This is a genomic window from Enterobacter cloacae complex sp. CDL013 (genome assembly GCF_049238805.1).
GTDB lineage: Bacteria > Pseudomonadota > Gammaproteobacteria > Enterobacterales > Enterobacteriaceae > Enterobacter > Enterobacter hormaechei_C.
Genome location: NZ_JBMKGT010000008.1, coordinates 63,230 through 81,763, shown reverse-complemented (window position 1 = coordinate 81,763; position 18,534 = coordinate 63,230). Strand labels below are relative to the sequence as shown.

At 56.8% G+C, this 18,534-nt stretch carries 16 protein-coding genes, 2 pseudogenes and 1 other annotated feature; of the genes and pseudogenes, 7 read left to right on the top strand and 11 right to left on the bottom strand.

The window, feature by feature from the left end:
- Nucleotides 1–54: 54 nt before the first annotated feature.
- From ACOTXD_RS17355 to emrD, 3 genes are all read left to right on the top strand, one after another.
- Nucleotides 55–501: a GNAT family N-acetyltransferase gene (locus tag ACOTXD_RS17355; RefSeq protein ID WP_061856896.1), complete on the top strand. Its 447-nt coding sequence runs from the start codon at nucleotides 55–57 to the stop codon at nucleotides 499–501.
- 62 nt (nucleotides 502–563) lie between these two features.
- Complete coding sequence (locus ACOTXD_RS17350) at nucleotides 564–1,397, top strand: DMT family transporter (protein WP_003861067.1); 834 nt, start codon at nucleotides 564–566, stop codon at nucleotides 1,395–1,397.
- A 175-nt stretch (nucleotides 1,398–1,572) separates the two neighbouring features.
- Complete coding sequence (gene emrD, locus ACOTXD_RS17345) at nucleotides 1,573–2,757, top strand: multidrug efflux MFS transporter EmrD (RefSeq protein WP_003861070.1); 1,185 nt, start codon at nucleotides 1,573–1,575, stop codon at nucleotides 2,755–2,757.
- Here the strand turns inward: emrD and ACOTXD_RS17340 are convergent.
- Together ACOTXD_RS17340 and dsdC are read right to left on the bottom strand one after the other, a co-directional pair.
- Nucleotides 2,663–3,730 (bottom strand): annotated as a pseudogene (locus ACOTXD_RS17340) (cellulase family glycosylhydrolase); the annotation flags it as partial. The gene emrD and the pseudogene ACOTXD_RS17340 sit on opposite strands and share 95 nt — an antisense overlap.
- Nucleotides 3,731–3,814: 84 nt before the next feature.
- Nucleotides 3,815–4,734: pseudogene (dsdC, locus tag ACOTXD_RS17335) on the bottom strand (DNA-binding transcriptional regulator DsdC).
- Between the two features lie 204 nt (nucleotides 4,735–4,938).
- Here dsdC and dsdX point away from each other — a divergent pair.
- Nucleotides 4,939–6,276 carry a D-serine transporter DsdX gene (gene dsdX, locus ACOTXD_RS17330; protein WP_032660886.1) on the top strand — a complete coding sequence of 446 codons (1,338 nt, stop codon included), beginning with the start codon at nucleotides 4,939–4,941 and terminating at the stop codon, nucleotides 6,274–6,276.
- Nucleotides 6,277–6,293: 17 nt separating this feature from the next.
- Nucleotides 6,294–7,580: a D-serine ammonia-lyase gene (dsdA, locus tag ACOTXD_RS17325; RefSeq protein ID WP_022650093.1), complete on the top strand. Its 1,287-nt coding sequence runs from the start codon at nucleotides 6,294–6,296 to the stop codon at nucleotides 7,578–7,580.
- Nucleotides 7,581–7,612: 32 nt separating this feature from the next.
- Here dsdA and ACOTXD_RS17320 read toward each other — a convergent pair whose 3' ends face one another.
- The 4 genes from ACOTXD_RS17320 to ACOTXD_RS17305 form a co-directional block, all read right to left on the bottom strand.
- Nucleotides 7,613–7,960 carry a DUF202 domain-containing protein gene (locus tag ACOTXD_RS17320; RefSeq protein WP_003861078.1) on the bottom strand — a complete coding sequence of 116 codons (348 nt, stop codon included), beginning with the start codon at nucleotides 7,958–7,960 and terminating at the stop codon, nucleotides 7,613–7,615.
- Nucleotides 7,950–8,297 carry a YidH family protein gene (locus ACOTXD_RS17315; RefSeq protein WP_003861080.1) on the bottom strand — a complete coding sequence of 116 codons (348 nt, stop codon included), beginning with the start codon at nucleotides 8,295–8,297 and terminating at the stop codon, nucleotides 7,950–7,952. The genes ACOTXD_RS17320 and ACOTXD_RS17315 overlap by 11 nt, the downstream gene beginning before the upstream one ends.
- Nucleotides 8,298–8,389: 92 nt before the next feature.
- On the bottom strand, nucleotides 8,390–9,712 hold the full coding sequence (locus ACOTXD_RS17310; RefSeq protein ID WP_003861082.1) for a 6-phospho-alpha-glucosidase: 1,323 nt from the start codon (nucleotides 9,710–9,712) through the stop codon (nucleotides 8,390–8,392).
- Nucleotides 9,709–11,331 carry an alpha-glucoside-specific PTS transporter subunit IIBC gene (locus ACOTXD_RS17305; protein ID WP_061856897.1) on the bottom strand — a complete coding sequence of 541 codons (1,623 nt, stop codon included), beginning with the start codon at nucleotides 11,329–11,331 and terminating at the stop codon, nucleotides 9,709–9,711. The genes ACOTXD_RS17310 and ACOTXD_RS17305 overlap by 4 nt, the downstream gene beginning before the upstream one ends.
- Nucleotides 11,332–11,553: 222 nt before the next feature.
- Between ACOTXD_RS17305 and ACOTXD_RS17300 the strand changes: the two genes are divergently transcribed.
- Nucleotides 11,554–12,288 (top strand): GntR family transcriptional regulator, encoded by a 735-nt coding sequence (locus ACOTXD_RS17300; protein ID WP_003861087.1) that lies wholly within the window; start codon nucleotides 11,554–11,556, stop codon nucleotides 12,286–12,288.
- Here ACOTXD_RS17300 and ACOTXD_RS17295 read toward each other — a convergent pair.
- From ACOTXD_RS17295 to ibpA, 3 genes are all read right to left on the bottom strand, one after another.
- Nucleotides 12,268–13,929: a putative transporter gene (locus tag ACOTXD_RS17295; RefSeq protein ID WP_022650090.1), complete on the bottom strand. Its 1,662-nt coding sequence runs from the start codon at nucleotides 13,927–13,929 to the stop codon at nucleotides 12,268–12,270. The genes ACOTXD_RS17300 and ACOTXD_RS17295 overlap by 21 nt on opposite strands.
- A 189-nt stretch (nucleotides 13,930–14,118) precedes the next feature.
- Complete coding sequence (gene ibpB / locus ACOTXD_RS17290; protein WP_003861091.1) at nucleotides 14,119–14,547, bottom strand: small heat shock chaperone IbpB; 429 nt, start codon at nucleotides 14,545–14,547, stop codon at nucleotides 14,119–14,121.
- 136 nt (nucleotides 14,548–14,683) lie between these two features.
- On the bottom strand, nucleotides 14,684–15,094 hold the full coding sequence (gene ibpA / locus ACOTXD_RS17285; RefSeq protein WP_003861094.1) for a small heat shock chaperone IbpA: 411 nt from the start codon (nucleotides 15,092–15,094) through the stop codon (nucleotides 14,684–14,686).
- Nucleotides 15,088–15,162: a sequence feature (ROSE (Repression Of Heat Shock gene Expression) occurs in the 5'-region of heat shock genes and acts as an RNA thermometer to modulate expression.), on the bottom strand. (Overlaps the previous gene by 7 nt.)
- 247 nt (nucleotides 15,163–15,409) lie before the next feature.
- Between ibpA and ACOTXD_RS17280 the strand changes: the two genes are divergently transcribed.
- Nucleotides 15,410–15,742: a YceK/YidQ family lipoprotein gene (locus ACOTXD_RS17280; protein ID WP_003861096.1), complete on the top strand. Its 333-nt coding sequence runs from the start codon at nucleotides 15,410–15,412 to the stop codon at nucleotides 15,740–15,742.
- On the opposite strand, the gene ACOTXD_RS17275 is transcribed toward ACOTXD_RS17280, so the two are convergent.
- A complete protein-coding gene (locus ACOTXD_RS17275; protein WP_072203066.1) occupies nucleotides 15,739–16,968 on the bottom strand; it encodes a DUF3748 domain-containing protein in 1,230 nt (409 codons plus the stop codon). The genes ACOTXD_RS17280 and ACOTXD_RS17275 overlap by 4 nt on opposite strands.
- 51 nt (nucleotides 16,969–17,019) lie before the next feature.
- A complete protein-coding gene (locus tag ACOTXD_RS17270; RefSeq protein ID WP_015570129.1) occupies nucleotides 17,020–18,357 on the bottom strand; it encodes an MFS transporter in 1,338 nt (445 codons plus the stop codon).
- Nucleotides 18,358–18,534: the final 177 nt, after the last annotated feature.

The window sequence follows — 18,534 nt, the reverse complement described above, 5'->3', positions numbered from 1 at the left end:
AGTCGCACCTGAGAGGGGCGGGCAACCGCCCCTCTTTAATAACGAGGGAATGCTATGTCGCGTCTGTTAATTGAGCCTGTTACGCCTGATGAACCGGGCTATATCGCCCTGAAGGCGGAGAGTATCGCGTTGAATTTCAATATGCTGCGCAGGCTGGAAGAAAACTGGCAGCGGGGTGAAAACCGCTTTAACACGCCGGGTGAAAAGCTGCTGGGGGCGTTTCTTAACGGCAGGCTGGTGGGCGTGTGCGGCCTCAACCGCGATCCGTTCAGCCAGCAGCCGCGCGCCGGACGTATTCGTCATCTCTACGTCAGCGAAAAGTGCCGTGGGCAGGGCATTGGCAAACAACTTTTGACCGTGGTGATGGCGGATGCCAGCATCTGGTTTGATTTTCTTAATACCCATGCGCCGGAAACCGCGTACGGATTTTACCATCGGGCGGGCTTCAGGCTGGTGTCAGACGAACCCCGGGTGACGCACCGCCTTTTTTGCGCAGTGTAAGCGGCTGGCAGCATCGACGGGTGAATGTTACAGTTGGATGACATTTCACCAACCGATACGCCATGACCATCACCGTTTTCTGCATTTTACTGTTCGCCGCACTGCTGCATGCCAGCTGGAACGCCATCGTTAAAGCCGGAACGGATAAACTCTACTCGGCGATCGGGGTCAGCGGTTCAGCCGCGCTTATTGCCCTGATTTTACTGCCCTTCTCTCCTCAGCCAACTGCCGCAAGCTGGCCATATTTGTTCGTCTCCTGTGCGTTACAGGTGGTGTATACGGTACTGGTGGCAAAAACTTATCAGGTCTCCGACATGAGCCAGACCTACCCCCTTATGCGCGGGACGGCCCCTCTGCTGGTGGCGCTGATCAGCGTAATGGTGCTCGGGGATCATCTCTCCCGGTTTGCGTGGTCCGGCATCGGGGTCATTTGTCTTTCGATTCTGGCGATGGCGATGAACGGCCGCATGCAGTCACGCAAGGGGATCTGGCTGGCGCTGCTGAACGCCTGTTTTATCGCCGGGTATACCCTGGTGGACGGCACCGGTGTGCGACTCTCGGACACTGCGCTGGGCTACACGCTCTGGACCTTCTTCATGAACGGTTTCTGTCTGCTGAGCTGGGCAATGGTGGCGCGGCGTCGCGAAGCGTCCAGCTACCTGCGCCTGCATTGGAAAAAAGGGCTGCTCGGCGGCGTCGGGACGATGGGATCTTACGGTCTGGCACTCTGGGCGATGACCCAGGCACCGCTGGCTGTGGTCGCCGCACTGCGTGAAACCTCTATTCTCTTCGGCGCATTAATCGCATTTGTGCTTTTAAAAGAGAAGGTTGCCGGCCTGCGCATCGCGGCGGCACTGGGAATTGCTGCCGGTGCGATCCTGCTGCGCCTGGCGTAATTCGCTGGCAACATTAGTTGCCGATCTTGTTTACAAATCCTGCCTTCACGTCTTCTGTCATTCATCACAGTAATGCTTAAATTGTCATCCCTCTGTGGTAGATTCCTCGCGCATTTATGGGAATGCATAGTCACTTATTCTTCATTTATCTCTTTTGGCAAAAGTATTCAGCGACATGAAAAAGCAACGGAACGTGAACTTATTGTTGATGCTGGTGTTACTGGTGGCCGTCGGGCAGATGGCGCAAACCATCTACATTCCGGCGATTGCCGATATGGCAAAAGATCTGAGCGTCCGCGAAGGTGCAGTACAGAGCGTGATGGCAGCCTATCTGCTAACCTATGGCGTTTCACAGCTGGTTTATGGTCCCCTGTCCGATCGCGTCGGGCGTCGTCCGGTCATTCTGGTGGGCATGAGCATTTTCATGGTAGCGACGATGATCGCCATTACCACTCACAGCCTGACCGTCCTGATTGCCGCCAGCGCCCTTCAGGGTGTGGGCACCGGCGTCGGCGGGGTTATGGCGCGTACCCTGCCGCGTGATATGTACCAGGGCACACAGCTTCGCCACGCCAACAGTCTGTTAAATATGGGTATTCTGGTCAGCCCGCTGCTGGCCCCGCTGATTGGGGGTCTGCTGGACACCGTCTGGTCCTGGCGCGCCTGTTATGCCTTCCTGCTGGTGCTGTGCATTATTGTCACCTTCAGCATGGGGCGCTGGATGCCGGAAACCCGCCCAAAAGACGCGCCGCGCACGAAGCTCATCGCCAGCTACAAAACGCTGTTCGGTAATGGATCCTTTACCTGTTATCTGTTGATGCTAATCGGCGGCCTGGCGGGCATTGCGGTGTTTGAAGCCTGTTCCGGCGTGCTGCTGGGCGCGGGCCTTGGCCTGAGCAGTATGGTGGTGAGTATTCTGTTTATTCTGCCGATCCCGGCGGCGTTCTTCGGCGCATGGTTCGCCGGACGTCCGAACAAGCGTTTCTCCACCCTGATGTGGCAGTCGGTGATCAGCTGTCTGCTGGCCGGGCTGATGATGTGGATCCCGGGGCTGTTTGACGTGATGTCGGTCTGGACGTTGCTCATCCCGGCAGCGCTGTTCTTCTTCGGCGCGGGCATGCTGTTTCCCCTCGCCACCAGCGGCGCGATGGAGCCGTTCCCGTTCCTCGCAGGCACGGCAGGCGCGCTGGTGGGCGGTTTGCAGAACATCGGTTCCGGCGCGCTGGCCTGGCTTTCGGCTATGATGCCGCAGACCGGGCAGGCGAGTTTAGGCTTGCTGATGACCCTGATGGGGCTGCTGATTTTGCTGTGCTGGCTGCCGCTGGCGTCGCGTGTCTCGCATCACGAACAGCCGGTTTAACCGCATGATGGCCCGGCTTCTCGCCGGGCTTTTCACAGACGGGCGCAATCATCGCCTGCAATAGCCGCTCTGGGGCAGGCCGCCACGCCCCCTCTTCCCCGTCATAAAACTGAACATCGGCGTTTATCGCATACGGGATGTTGGCATGTTGCAGCTCGCACGCCATCTGCGAGGCGGTTGGCGTCAGGCTTTTCGATTCGCCCACCCCCCAGCCGCCAACCCAGCTCACATGCCCGGTTTTTTGTTGCCAGTGCAGCGCGGCGTTGATTCGGTTACGGATAGCCGCTTTCTCAGCCGCAGTTCCGGACGTCCACGGGTATTTACCGTTCGTTTTCAGCGGACCCCAGGGGAAAATATGCCACTCCGCCAGCAGGTAATTCTGGCTGTGCGCGGGCAGCTTCAGGGTGGATAAATCCTCCGGCGCGGCGCGCAGACGAGGGGCGATAAAAATCATGCGGCTGGCATCAATGGCGTGAATGTCTTTGATCGCTTTCTCATACACCCGGTTGAGCGAAGCAACGTTGTGGTTGAGCTTGTCCGCCGGTTCGTAGATCAGGTCAAAGCCCAGCAACGGCGAGCGCTGACCAAAATAGTGCGCCACGGCAATCCACCAGTTAATCACCTCTTTTTCGGTATCCGCTTTCGGGTCGTTTTTATATTCATCGGCCTGATAAGCGATGATGGGGATGACGCCGTATTGCTCGCATGCCTCCACCAGCTTACGCAGGTGAATCAGCCGCGCTTCCGTCGGTTCGCCCGCCACCCGAATACGGACATGGTGTATGCCTTTCGCCTGAAAATCACGGACCACCAGCGGGTCGAATTCGCGGATACCGCGCTCGGTGCGTGCCCAGTCCACATCCATCCCGACGCCCAGCTGCTGCGCATAACGGGCAGCCGTCAGCGGCGGCTCAGCGGCAGTCGCCCAGCCGGAAGAGAGTAAGATCGCAGTGGCAATAAAAGGCTTTAACACGGTTTACCCTGGAAAAATCAAAAGCATTACCTGTATTTAGCACGCTTTTTCACATTTGGTGTAGAGCGAAAGCGTAATAATTCTTCAACCCGCCAGCTCTCTTAGCCAGCCGATAAAGGCGTCAATTTTCGGCCACTGACGGCCGGGAAGCGTTGAGACGTAATAATGCTGATGGCACTTGAGGGTTTCCCCATCAAAAGGTGCGATCAACTCCCCCCGTTCGAGACGTTTTTGCACCAGCCGCTTTCTCCCCATCGCCACCCCGACATTATTCATGGCCGCGATAATGGCTAAATCAGAACGATCGAAGCCAATACCCGATGATAACGGCATATTCACCGCGAAATGCTGCGCCCAGCTCAGCCACTCATGGAATCATTGCTCCAGGCCTGACGGTCGTGCAGTAACGTGCAGTGGCTGAGGTTATGGGGGTTTTTCAGCAGTTCATGCTCCCGGGCATACGCTGGCGAGCAGACGGGCAAAATCTCTTCATCCATCAAAAAGTGATGAGAAAGGTGGTTTGGCGGCGTATCGTCGAAATAGAGCGCCAGATCGATGCCGGTTCGCTGCATGTTGACGTAATCATTACCAGTCAGAATAGTAAGTGAAATCGACGGGTAGCGGCGGGTAAAATCCCCCAGCATCGGCACCAGCCAGCACTGGGCGATCGAGGGCCGGGAGTACACCGTTAGCGTACCTGACAGCGCCTGGTTTTTAATGTCCAGGATCTCCTGATTCAGGGTGTCGAGGGACGATTTCAGCGTCCAGTAAACGCGCTTGCCTTCCTGCGTCAGCTCCACTTTACGGTGTGAGCGGACAAACAGCTGAATGCCCAGCTCCTCTTCCAGCAGGTTAATGCGGTGGCTCACCGCGCTGGGGCTGAGCGACAGCTCCGCCGCCGCCAGGGCGAAGGACTCATGCCGGGCAGCCACTTCAAAGGTGTACATTTTCGACAGCTGCCAGCCGTTTAACAGCCGGTTTCTGGCTTCATTCGCATCGGTCATCACAATTCCCACACGTAATTTCTGCGTTCAGCATACCGCTCAAGAATGAATTTATGTGAACCAACGGCAAAATAAGTGCGCTTTTTAGAGTCCAGTCACTCAGTTGATCCAATCTGGCTCATCTGAACGCCAATTTATATCGTTTGTCAGCCCAAGCCGTTTTTTCGTCCAATATCCCCAGATGACATAAGGGTGAGGTGAGATATGGGATCTCAGGTCTGGGTTGTGGCAACGCTGCTTGTCAGCATCGTGTTGATTGTTTTAACCATCGTAAAACTGAAGTTTCACCCGTTCCTCGCGCTGCTGCTGGCAAGCTTTTTCGTTGGCGCGATGATGGGGATGAGCCCGCTGGATATGGTTAACGCCATTGAGAGCGGGATTGGCGGTACGCTGGGCTTCCTGGCGGCGGTTATCGGTCTTGGCACTATTCTCGGCAAAATGATGGAAGTCTCCGGCGCGGCAGAGCGCATCGGGATTACGTTGCAGCGCTGCCGCTGGCTGTCGGCGGACGTGATTATGGTCCTGGTCGGCCTGATCTGCGGCATTACGCTGTTTGTGGAAGTGGGCGTGGTACTGCTGATCCCGCTGGCGTTTTCCATCGCCAAAAAGACCAACACGTCGCTGCTCAAGCTGGCCATTCCGCTCTGTACCGCACTAATGGCAGTGCACTGCGTGGTGCCTCCGCATCCGGCCGCACTATTTGTCACCAACAAATTAGGGGCGGACGTCGGGACGGTGATTGTCTACGGTCTGATGGTGGGCCTGATGGCGTCTCTGGTTGGCGGCCCGCTGTTCCTGAAGCTGCTCGGCGATCGTCTGCCCTATAAGCCGGTTCCGGCGGAATTTTCAGACCTGAAGGTGCGGGAAGAGCACACTCTGCCGTCGCTGGGCGCCACGCTGTTCACCGTGCTGCTGCCGATTGCCCTGATGCTGGTGAAAACCATTGCCGAGCTGAACATGGCAAAAGAAGGCTCGCTGTATACCCTGCTGGAGTTTATCGGCAACCCCATCACCGCGATGTTTATCGCCGTGTTTGTCGCCTACTACCTGCTGGGGATCCGCCAGCACATGGGCATGGGCGCAATGCTGATCCATACGGAGCACGGCTTTGGCTCTATCGCCAACATTTTGCTGATTATCGGTGCGGGCGGGGCGTTCAACGCCATCCTTAAAATCAGTGGTCTGGCGGAGACGCTGGCGCATATTCTCTCGAACCTGCATATGCACCCTATCCTTCTCGCCTGGCTGGTGGCACTGGTGCTGCACGCCGCCGTGGGTTCGGCAACGGTAGCGATGATGGGTGCCACGGCGATAGTGGCGCCGATGCTGCCGCTCTACCCGAACGTAAGCCCGGAGATCATCACCATTGCCATCGGGTCCGGCGCTATTGGCTGCACGATCGTGACCGACTCTCTCTTCTGGCTGGTGAAGCAGTACTGCGGCGCGACCCTGAATGAGACCTTCAAATACTATACGACGGCGACGTTTATCGCCTCGGTGCTTGCACTTGGCGGCACATTCCTGCTTTCTTTCATTATCTGAGCGCGAAGAGACGTATTATGGAAAACGCAACTATCACTACTTTAACCGCACAGTTTCCTCTGGTTGAGGATCTGATTGCCCTGAAAGAAACCACCTGGCTTAACCCTCGCACCACGACGCTGGCGGAAGGATTGCCGTATGTCGGGCTGACGAAAGCCGACGTAGACGACGCGCACGCGCGCCTGAAACGCTTCGCGCCGTATCTGGCGAAAGCGTTCCCGGAAACGGCGGCAACGGGCGGGATTATCGAATCCGACCTGGTCGCGATCCCGGCGATGCAGGCGCGGCTGGAGAAAGAATCTGCGAAGCCTGTTACAGGCACGCTGCTGCTGAAAAAAGACAGCCATCTGCCGATTTCCGGCTCGATCAAAGCGCGCGGCGGCATCTATGAGGTGCTGACCCATGCGGAGAAACTGGCGCTGGAAGCCGGGTTGCTGAGCGTTGAAGACGACTACAGCGTTCTGCTGGAGCCGCGCTTTAAGGACTTCTTCAGCCAGTACAGCATCGCGGTGGGCTCAACCGGCAACCTGGGGATGTCCATCGGCATTATGAGCGCACGCATTGGCTTTAAGGTGACGGTGCATATGTCCGCCGACGCCCGCGAGTGGAAGAAAGCCAAACTGCGCAGCCACGGCGTGATCGTCGTGGAATATGAGCAGGATTACGGCGTGGCGGTAGAGCAGGGACGCAAAGCGGCGGAAAGCGATCCGAACTGCTTCTTTATTGACGATGAGAACTCACGCACGCTGTTCCTGGGCTATGCGGTTGCTGGCGAGCGCCTGAAGGCGCAGTTTATCGAACAGGGCCGCGTGGTGGATGCCGATCATCCTCTGTACGTCTACCTGCCGTGCGGCGTCGGCGGTGGTCCCGGCGGCGTGGCGTTTGGCCTGAAGCTGGCCTTTGGCGATAACGTCCACTGCTTCTTTGCGGAGCCAACGCACTCACCGTGCATGCTGCTGGGCGTTTATACCGGGCTGCACGATGAAATCGCCGTGCAGGATCTGGGTATCGACAACGTGACGGCGGCGGACGGTCTGGCGGTAGGACGTGCCTCCGGCTTCGTGGGCCGCGCGATGGAGCGCCTGCTCGACGGGTTCTATACCCTCTCCGATCAAAGCATGTACGACATGCTCGGCTGGCTGGCGCAGGAGGAAAGGATTCGCCTGGAGCCGTCGGCGCTGGCGGGGATGGCCGGGCCGCTGCGCGTCGATGCCGATGAGAACGTTACCCACCTGGTGTGGGCGACCGGCGGCGGCATGGTGCCGGAAGACGAGATGGCGAAATATTTAGCGAAAGGGAAGTAATTATGCCGGGTGGCGGCTGCGCCTTACCCGGCCTACAGGTGCAAAATTTGTTGAATGTGGGTTACCGCAAACAGCAGTGACAACGACAGCACGGCCAGGGCGATGAGGAACTTATCCCGCACCGCTTTCGGCTGCGCAAAGTCGTTCTGCGCCACGTCCATCAGGTTACGGCTGCGGGTGTAGCGCCATAAAATGATGGCTACCAGCGCCAGCACAACAATGGAGATCCAGAATGGCGCCCCCGTGCGGTGCCAGTTGTGCTTAATGGCAAGAGCGATCAGCGCGCCATACCCCAGCAGCGTGCGCAGCCAGGCCAGCGAGGTTCGCTCTGGCTGAAGGCCGGGGTCCGCTTCCCGCCGCGCTTTGCGGCTATCCGGCATACAGCACCAGTAACATCACTACGCCCGCAACCATCAGCAAAATCGTACTGATAATGAGCAAGCCGCGCGTGTAGGGGAGATCCTGCTTCAGACGCATCGCCTTTTCATTTCTCAGCCAGCGCAGATAGCCATAAATCGCCAGCACGCCGGCAATCAGGCACAGCAGCAGGGCCAGCACTTCGCGAATCAACGGGGTGGCAAAATCGGGGGCGAGCTGATCAAGGCCGACGCCTGCGGCCAGAAAGCCCAGGGCGGTGCGGATCCACGCTAAGAACGTGCGTTCGTTAGCCAGTGAGAAGCGGTAGTCCGGTGCTTCACCGAGGCGGGAAATGTTCATGAAAGTTCCTTGTCGTGCTGCATGCAGGCTTCAGCATAGCGTAATTCAGCCACGACAAGGAGACCGGCATCAGGCGATGCCGGTTAGAAAGATTAGTGCAGCTCTGGCCAGTAATCTTTATTCGCTTCAATCAGATCGTCCAGAATCGCCTTCGCCACCGATGCGCTCGGTACGGTTTTCGACAGGGTAATCGCCTGCCAGAGTTTCTGATACGAGCGCTGCTCCCAGGCGTCCACCACCAGTTTTTCCACCGCCACCTGCTGGCTCATGAGTCCTTTCTGGAAGTGCGGAATATCACCCACGGTCAGCGGCTCCGGTCCGTTGTGGCCGACCAGACAAGGGATTTCTACCATCGCGTCAGCATCAAAGTTATGGATAGCCCCATTGTTAGGCACAATCAGCAGCATGCGTTCCTGGGTGTTAAAGGCAATCGCGGTCGCCAGATCGACGATGTACGACGCATGTTCGTCAATTTCCAGTTCACCGGCAGAAGAATGACCGGCTTCGATAATCGCCCGACATGAACTGAATACATGCTTCTCACGGTGATCCATCACTTCATTGGCGCGGGTACGCTCCGGATTGGAATGGGCGACCACATAGTCCGGGAACAGGTAATACTTCAGGTAGGTGTTCGGCATGGTGTCCGGATCCAGCGCCTGTACGTCTTTGGCCTTGGCGAAGGTATCGTTCCAGCTCGCTTCAGTATGCACATCTTCCGAAGGCGGAACATAACCGTTTTTCGCCACGTATTCGCGCAGCTTCGGCATCAGATCGTTGCCGTTCTGATCTTCAATCGACGTCCACCAGCCGAAGTGGTTCAGACCGTAGTAGCGCACGCGCATCTCTTTGCGGTCTTTCAGGCCGACGATTTGCGCCATACGTCCTTCAATGCCGATCGGCATGTCGCAGATGTTGAGAATTTTCGCGTTCGGACGCAGGCGGCGCGTGGCTTCCGCGACAATCGCCGCCGGGTTGGAGTAGTTCAACATCCACGCGTTCGGGGAGTACTGCTCCATGTAATCCACCAGCTCCAGCACGCCGCCGATGGAGCGCATGCCGTAGGAGATGCCGCCCGGCCCGCACGTTTCCTGGCCCAGCACGCCGTGGCGCAGCGGGATTTTTTCATCTTTTTCACGCATGGGATATTTGCCAACGCGAATATGCGCCATCACGAAATCCACATCGGTAAAGGCCGCTTCAGGATCGGTGGTGTAACTAAATTCAATCTCCGGCGCCTGCTCCTTAAGGATGATTTTACACGCCTCGGCGATGATCTCCTGACGTGCTCCGTCATTGTCATAGAACTTCAGCGCACGCAGCGGGAAACGGTCACGGTTGGCTAACAGCATCAGGACGATACCAGGCGTGAATGTACTGCCGCCGCCTGCAATAACAACTGAGAATTTTTTCATGATATAGCCTCTGTCAGAGTGGTTTGTTCGTTTGTTAAAGGGGTTTTCATCAGCGATTCCAGCTGGTCGCGCACCTGAGGAACGTGCAGACCGACAATCACCTGTATGCCGTTGCCGCGCCGCACCACACCGTGTGCGCCCAGGGCTTTGAATACGTCATCGCTTTGGGTTTTCGTCATATCCACCAGGGCGATACGCAGGCGGGTGGCGCAGTTATTGATACTTTCGATATTCGCTGCGCCGCCGAGCGCCTGTAAGAACCCAGCGGCCTGTCCGACCTGCTGGCTGGCTGCCGCCGGGGCGGTGGTTTGCCCACGAGCGGCCTTATAGTCGGCCTTGCTGTAGAGCTTGATTTCGCTCTCTTCCCGGCCCGGCGTTTTGAGATTCAGACGTTCGATAAGCGTTCTGAAGACCACGAAGTAGATCCCGGTGAAGCAGAGGCCGATGCCAATCTGGGTGAATACCGTCGAGGCGTGGTTATGGAACATCGGGATCCAGTTTTGCGGCAGGAACTGGTCCAGCAGACCGCCGCCCATGTTCCCCACCACCCCGAAGATATACATCACCGTCGCCATCGTTGCGGCCAGCACGGCGTGGATGGCAAACAGCAACGGCGAGACAAACAGGAAGGTGAACTCCAGCGGTTCGGTAATGCCCACCAGCACGGCGGTAAGCGTGGCCGGGATCAGCAGACCTGCCACTTTGACGCGGTTCTCCGGTGACGCGGTATACCAGATAGCCAACGCAATACCGACTGAGCCAAACACCTTAGAGTTGCCGTGCAGCGCGAATCCGCCCTCCGGGAACAGCGTTTTAAGCGGCACAGTGCTCTGGCTGAATTCCTGAAGGTGCTGTGCCCAGTAGACCTGAATGCCGCCTTCTACCGCAGCCGGGCCGAAGATAAACGGGCCGTAGACAAAGTGGTGTAATCCGGTTGGGATCAGAATGCGTTCCAGGAAGGTATAAACCCATACGCCCAGCGCGCCAGCGGTACGTAGAAAGGCCTGCAACGACTCAATGCCCATCTGCACTTTCGGCCAGCCCAGCAGCGTCAGCCAGGCGCAGGGGATCATGACGAAGAACGCGAGGATAACGACAAACGAGGTGCCCTGGAAAATCCCCAGAAAGACCGGCAACGGCTTGTCGAAAAATCGGTTGTGGATGGCGGTGACGAGCCCGGAAATGATAATCGCCCCGATGATGCTGGTATCAAGCGTTTTGATTCCGGCAATCATCGCCAGCCCGCTGCCGGCAGTGGGTTCAGCAGAGAAGTCGACGCCAAAGAAGTGGCCCCAGGTCATCCCCATCGCGTTGATAAAATAGTTCCAGGTCAGGAAGCTAATCAGCACCGCCAGACAGGCGCGGCCCTGCGCCTGCTTTGCCAGGCCAATCGGTAAGCCGACAGCAAAAATCAGCGGCATATTACGGAACACCGCCCAGCCGCCCTCTTCGATGATGTGAACAATTTGCGCGAACAGATTATCAGGCGCGGTTAAGGCCTCACCGACAAACAGCGGATTGCGAAGCATGATGGCGATCCCAACCACGATCCCGGCAAAGGGAAACAGCAAAACCGGGGTGAACATGGCGCCGCCAAAACGTTGTATTTGACTGAGCATTTTTAAATCCTCATGAAACAACCTGTAGGGGATAGAGGCCTTTATGGTTTTTTACTGGCCTGAGGTGAGCATAAGAAGTTACTGATGCGGGAACATGGCGTGCCGCTGCGATTCGTGATCGCATTCATGGTTTTAATTTGACCAATCAGGTCTACTTTTTAAACTAAACATGGACAAGTTAAGACGTATTCCACGCCATGATGTGCGCAGAGAGGTCTACTGGTGATCTACAAATCAATTGCCGATCGGCTACGGCTGCGGCTGAATTCTTCGGACTACAACATTGGCAGTCCGTTACCCGGAGAAAAAGCGCTGGCAAAGGAGTTTGGCGTAGCCCGGATGACCGTCCGCAAAGCGCTGGATCTGCTGGTAAGCTGGGGGCTGGTTGAACGTCGACACGGTAGCGGGACGTTCGTGGCGCGCAAAGACGTTCATCATGAAACGACTAACCTGACTGGGCTGGTGGAGGTATTGCGCCAGCAGGGGAAAGAAGTGCAAAGCAAGGTGTTGCAGTTTGAAGTGATGCCCGCGCCGCCCGCCATCGCCAGCCAGCTGCGGATTCAGGTTGATGAGCGGATCTATTTTTCAAGGCGGGTGCGTTACGTGGACGGAAAACCGCTGATGCTGGAGGACAGCTTTATGCCGGTGAAGCTGTTCCGCAATCTTTCCCTGGCGCATCTCGAAGGGTCTAAGTTTGATTACATCGAGAAGGAGTGTGGGATCACCATCAGCGGCAACTACGAGAGCCTGACGCCGGTGCTGGCAGATAAACAGCTGGCCGGTTATATGAATGTGCCGGAACAGACGCCGCTGCTGCGCATCACCTCCCTTTCCTACAGCGACAGCGGCGAGTTCCTCAATTATTCCGTGATGTTCCGGAACACAAGCGATTACCAGGTGGACTACCATCTGCGGCGTATCCACCCGGAAGACTTATTAGCCCATCCCCCAGAATAGCACCGCCAGTAGCTGCGGGGTGATGATGCGCAGAAACATCACCAGCGGATAAACCGTGGCGTAGGATAACGCCGCCGCGCCGCTGGTGGCGTGCAGGTTATTGGCGAACGCCAGCGCGGGCGGATCGGTCATGGAACCGGCCAGCATGCCGCACAGCGTGAGATAGTTCATTTTAGCGAACATACGCGCCAATAATCCGACAGTTATCAGTGGGATAGCGGTAATAAATATGCCGTATCCTACCCAGCTCATCCCTTCGCCGTTCACCAGAGTATCGACAAAATCGCCGCCGGATTTCAGCCCCACCACCGCCAGAAACAGCACGATGCCCAACTCCCGCAGCGCCAGGTTAGCGCTCGGCGGCATAAACCAGTAGAGCTTACCGATGGAGCCGATACGCCCGAGGATAAGCGCCATAATGAGCGGCCCGCCTGCCAGACCCAGCTTCAGTGCTACCGGGAAGCCGGGCACATACAGGGGGATGGAGCCAAGCATGACGCCAAGCCCGACGCCGATAAAGACCGGCAGCATCTGCACCTGCTGGAGTTTTTGCTGGGCGTTGCCCACCATGTCCGCTACGGCATCAATAGATGAAGGACGCCCGACGAGGTTGAGAATATCACCGAATTGCAGGCTGGCATCCTGGCTGGCCACCAGCTCGACACCGGCGCGGTTAAGCCGGGAGATCACCACGTCATAACGCTCTTTAACCTGCAAATCGCGTATTTTCTTGCCCAGAACCTTCTCATTGGTCACTACCACGCGCTCCACGCGCATGTCCGTTCCACGGGTTGAGAGTGAGGTATCCACCTCCTGACCGATCACCAGCCGGGCATTGTTTAAATCCGCCGGTTGCCCTACCAGATGCAGGAGATCGCCGTGCTGAATAAGGGTATCCGGTGAAGGCACCATCAGCGTGTCATCACGTTTCAGGCGGGAACAGATAATGGTCGCGCTGTTCAGAATGGGAACATCCTGAATCGCCATATTGTTCAGATTAGGGTTTTCGACGCGAATGTTGATGGTTTTAATGAGCGCATGGCCGTTGGTCAGCGTGCTTTCATGCTCTTTTGCCTCCTGTCCAACGTTAACGCGGAACAGCACGCGCACCAGCCACATCGAGAGCAAAATACCGCAAATGCCAAACGGATAGGCCATGGCGTAGCTCATCCCCATCTGATCGACGACATCAGCAGGGATACCCAGATCGCGCAGAATTTGCTGGCCCGCCCCGAGCGCGGGCGTATTCGTGACGGCACCGGAGAAGATGCCCAGCACGACGGGCAGCGGAATAGCGAAGAGTTTATGCAGGATTGCGGTGACCAGCCCACCCATCACAACAATGCCGAAGGCAAAGAGATTAAGGCGTAAACCGGAGACGCGCAGGGAAGCGAAGAAGCCCGGCCCCACCTGAATACCGATGGTATACACAAAGAGGATCAGGCCGAACTCCTGGATGAAATGCAGCATATCGGCGCTGAGCACCCACCCAAGCTGGTCGGCAAAATGGCCGACAAAAATCCCGCCGAACAGCACCCCGCCAATCCCAAACCCGACGCCGCGGATTTTGATATTCCCCAGCCATAGCCCCACTACCGCGACAAGGGCCAACACGCTGACGGTTAACGCGATATCACTCATGTTCCACATCCTGTGTATAACCTTAGTTATGATAAGGATTCTCTCAGAGCTGGCGGCGGTTGTATGGGCGATGGCGCACAAAAAAGCCGAAGGTAAACGCAAAACGGTCACCCGAAGGTGACCGTTTTTAATGTTTGCATCCTCTCCTACAGGGAGAGGGTCGGGGTGAGGGCACCAGCCCGCACACGATTAGCTATTCAACGCCGGGCGTTCGCTAATGGCGATGCGCTGAGGCGCAATGGCTTCCGGCACGTTACGGGTGAGGTCAATGTTCAGCAGCCCGTTAGTGAACGTCGCGCCAGAAACTTCCATATGGTCTGCCAGAGTAAAGCTCAGGCTAAACGGCTGAGTGACAAGCCCCTGATGCAGCCATTTGGTCTCGGTGTCTGGTTTTTCCGGTGACCCTTTCACGGTCAGGCGCGCACCCTCAAGCTGGATGTCGAGATCTTCCTGGCGGAACCCGGCCAGCGCAAGCGTGATGCGGTAGTGGTTATCATCGCTTTTTTCGATGTTGTACGGCGGAAAGGTCTGCTGTTCGGTTGCGCTTTGCAGCGCGTTAGCCAGTTTGTCAAAACCGATCCACTGACGCAGCAGAGGGGAAAAATCATAGTTACGCATACTAAATCTCCTTCTGAGAAGCGAGTTCGGCACAGTTTAATTTTGTGCACAGTTGTACCTGCAAACCCTTGCGGATTCGCATATGCTCCCTTTACGGCAAGCAATTTCAGGTGGGCCGCAGCCGCGACCCGCTTAATTAATTGATTTCGATACGACGCGGTTTTTTCTCTTCCGGAATCACACGTTCCAGTTCGATAAACAGCAGGCCGTTCACCAGGTTCGCGCCCTTGACGTGGATGTTCTCAGCCAGCTGGAACTTGCGTTCAAAGTTACGCTCTGCGATACCCTGGTAGAGGTAGGTTCGTTCTTTCTGCTCGCCCGCATGGGAGCCTTTCACCACCAGCAGATTGTCCTGCGCGGTGATCTCCAGTTCGCTCTCTGCGAAACCGGCAACAGCAATCGCAATGCGATAGTGGTTTTCGTCAACCAGTTCAACGTTGTAAGGAGGATAGCCGTTGCTCTGGCTCTGGTTGTTTTCTAAGTGGTTGAACAGACGATCAAAACCAATGGCAGAACGGTATAGCGGAGAGAGATCGAAATTACGCATAGATAAATGCTCCTGAAATCAGCGAGAAAATGTAGCCTTCCACCATGGACAGGCTTCTGCTTCCCCGAACACCCATCAGGCGTGTCCGTTATCGGGTTACATTCTTAAAATGGGTATGGATACGGCCTTTTCAAGCCTGTTGATGTGAGATTTTTTTGCACTTTGCTGGTTGTCGCATAGACTCAGGGGCACAGCACAAAGGGTTAAATTGCGATGGCGACCACAGTGCGGGAGTTTGGAGCTATCCATTTTGGACGCGCCTCGCTATAACCCTGAGTTGCAGGTCAATGCCGTGCTACTAATGATGACTGAGTGATGATGAGAAATGTTCTGATTAAGCTGGCGACGTTCAGCGGGGTTGTTTTACTTTGCGGGTGTTCGAGCGTGATGTCGCACACCGGCGGTAAAGAAGGAACATATCCGGGGACGCGCGCCAGTGCCGCAATGATCTCTGATGATGAGACAAACTGGGGTACCAAATCTCTGGCGATTCTTGATATGCCGTTTACGGCGGTTGCCGATACGCTTTTGCTGCCGTGGGATATGTTCCGCACCGACAGCTCAGTGCGTTCGCGCGTTGAGAAAAGCGAGCAGGAGACGCTGGCAACCAACTCCGTCATCCCGCCCGCAGCGATGCCTCCACGCTAATTCTGTGCGGTTTCCGTTAGCCACAGCTGGCGGAAACCGTCCTTCTCTTCCATCCATGTAATAAATCGTCCGTCCGGGGAAAACACCACAGCGTCAGCAGACGGCGGATTGCCATGATCGGAGGTCAAAAACGTCACCTCACCGGTCTGCGCATCGCAGCAGGCAATGCGGCTTTCGAGCACAAACCCAAGTGCGCGGCCAGAAGGATGCCAGTTAAAAGCCGACTGAATATCACGCTCAGTGTGGGTCAGCTGGCGCGGCTCGCCGCCCTCAGGGGAGATAAGCCACAGCTGCACAACGCCGTTATCGTCCCGCATTAAAAACGCGACCTGCGTCCCCTGTGGATTGCTGCGCACCCAGTGGCGCGGCACGTTCACCAGCCCCGGATACGCCTTCTGATGGGTGAAGGTAAGGCGGCGTTGCATGACGCCCGCAGGCGGCGCGGGCATTGTATCCGGCGTTCCCTGCAACGGCGCATCGCCCGCTCGTTTCCAGCCCTGCTCGTCTTTGGGAAGATCGACAATAAACAGTTCGGGCACTTTCTCGCCTTTCGCAGACACCGTATCGCCGATAAACGCCAGCCTGTCGTTGCCCACCCAGCCCTCTTCATAGGCGCGGTTGATCTCATCGCTGCCCGGTTTCGGGTTCGGCGTTGTCCGGCTTACCAGTACGCTCCAGAAGGTTCCGGCATATTCCCGCGGATGGTTCCCCTGTGGGTTTACCGGACCACAAGGCGCCGCCACCCCGACGTTACGCAAATCCAGCTGCGGATCGCGCGCGTGCAGCACATGGTCGTTATAGGTAAAGCTGACGAACTGCCCGTTCGGGCTAAAAACGTGAACGTGGGTGCCGCCACGCAGCGCACCTGCCGTGTAAGGCGCGGTGATATCCATCGCATCAAGATTGCTCACCTGACCATTGTGCGCAATCACCCCCTGACGATGGTGAAAATCATACTGCCAGTCTGCATCCGGGTTTTTCGGGCCGTGGATAAAAACATATTTGTCCTGCGCCGGATGAACGGTTACCACGCCAACATGCGCGCCGTCAGTCGCACGGTAGATCGCCTCAACCTCGCCCGTACTAACATTGACCCGCTCAATGGTTTCACCGGTAAACGACGCGCCGGACGGGCGGACATCATAGACAAGCCACTGGCTGTCTGGCGTCCAGGTGTTGATGTTGGTGAGCTGGTGGTTGCGGGAAGCGAAGGTGATTTGTTTCATGAAAATACCCTGATGCGCGGTTATCGCATCAGGGTAAAACATCCGAAGGGATTAGCCTACTCGTTTCACGTCGCCGACCAGCAGGATATAGGAGAGCGCCCCGATCAGCGCCACGGCAGAGATATACACCAGCGCCGGACCAAAGCCGTAGTCCTGCGCCAGGTAACCGATGACCAGCGGCACGGTGATCCCGCCCAGGCCGCCAACGAAGTTAAACACGCCGCCGGTCAGGCCAATCAGACGCATCGGCGCCAGCGACGACACCAGCGACCAGGTGATGGAGGCAAAACCGTTCCCGAAGAACGCTACCGCCATCAAGGTCATGATCCACACCGGATCGTTGGTGTAGTTCGCTCCCATGATGCAGGTAGAGATCAGCAGGCCGCAGATAATAGGCGTTTTACGCGCAACGCCCAGTGAGAAGCCTTTTTTCACCAGTTTGTCCGCCAGCCAGCCCGAGAGCAGGACGCCGAAAAACGCCGCAAGGAAGGGTACGGTGGTCATAAAGCCCGCCTTTAGCGCGGTAATCCCTTTTTCCTGGGTCAGATAGTTCGGGAACCAGGTGAGGAAGAACCACAGCGTGGAAGTCACCGCGAACTGGCCCAGATATACGCCCACCAGCTTACGGTGGAAGACCAGCTTCCAGTCCGCTCTGGTCAGCGGCTGGCGCGCCTCTTTTTTCACGGGCGCATCGCCGTCCACCAGGCCACCGCCGTCGCGGATGTAGTCCAGTTCGGCTTTGGTGATGCTTTTGGTCAGGCGCGGCGGCTGATAAACCTTAAACCAGATTAACGACCAGATAATTCCGATCCCGCCGGTGACGATGAACACCCAGTGCCAGCTCAGTAGCTCCTGGATCCAGATTAACAGCGGCGTCAGAAATGCCAGGCCAACAAACTGCCCGGAGGTGTAAAAACCAACAGCGGAAGCGCGTTCGTGTTCCGGGAACCAGCTGGTCACCATGCGGTTGTTGGTCGGAAACGCGGGCGCTTCAAACACCCCGGTGATGGCGCGCAGGCCAATCAGTGACATCAGCCCGGTGGCGAAGCCCTGGAACAGGGTCGCCACGGACCAGCCAAAAATAGCGATAAAGTAGGTCAGACGCGACCCCACGCGGTCAAGGAACCAGCCGCCCGGGATCTGGCAGAGCGTATACAGCCAGGCAAACGCCGAGAAGACGTAGCCCATTTCCGCTTTGGTGATGCCAAACTCTTCCTGAATATGAGCCGATGCCACGGCAAGGTTGGCGCGGTCGACATAACAGATGACCACGGTAATAAAGATCATGATCAGCGTCAGGTAACGACGACGCCCGGTTTTTGCAGCAGTAACTGGAATATCCATCGCAATCTGTCTCCAGATTTTGGGCATAGCGAAGCCGCTCACCATGCCCTGTAATTTACAGAGGGTGTATTTGGTTTTTTTAATTAAAAACGTAAACGGAATACGCTAAATAATTCGTGCTGGGGGAAGGCGGCAAGTTTTCGCATCCCCGGGAGCATACAAAAGTATGTGACCGGGGTAAGAAAACGCAGCCAACGCATCACCAGCGCGAAGTATGACGCG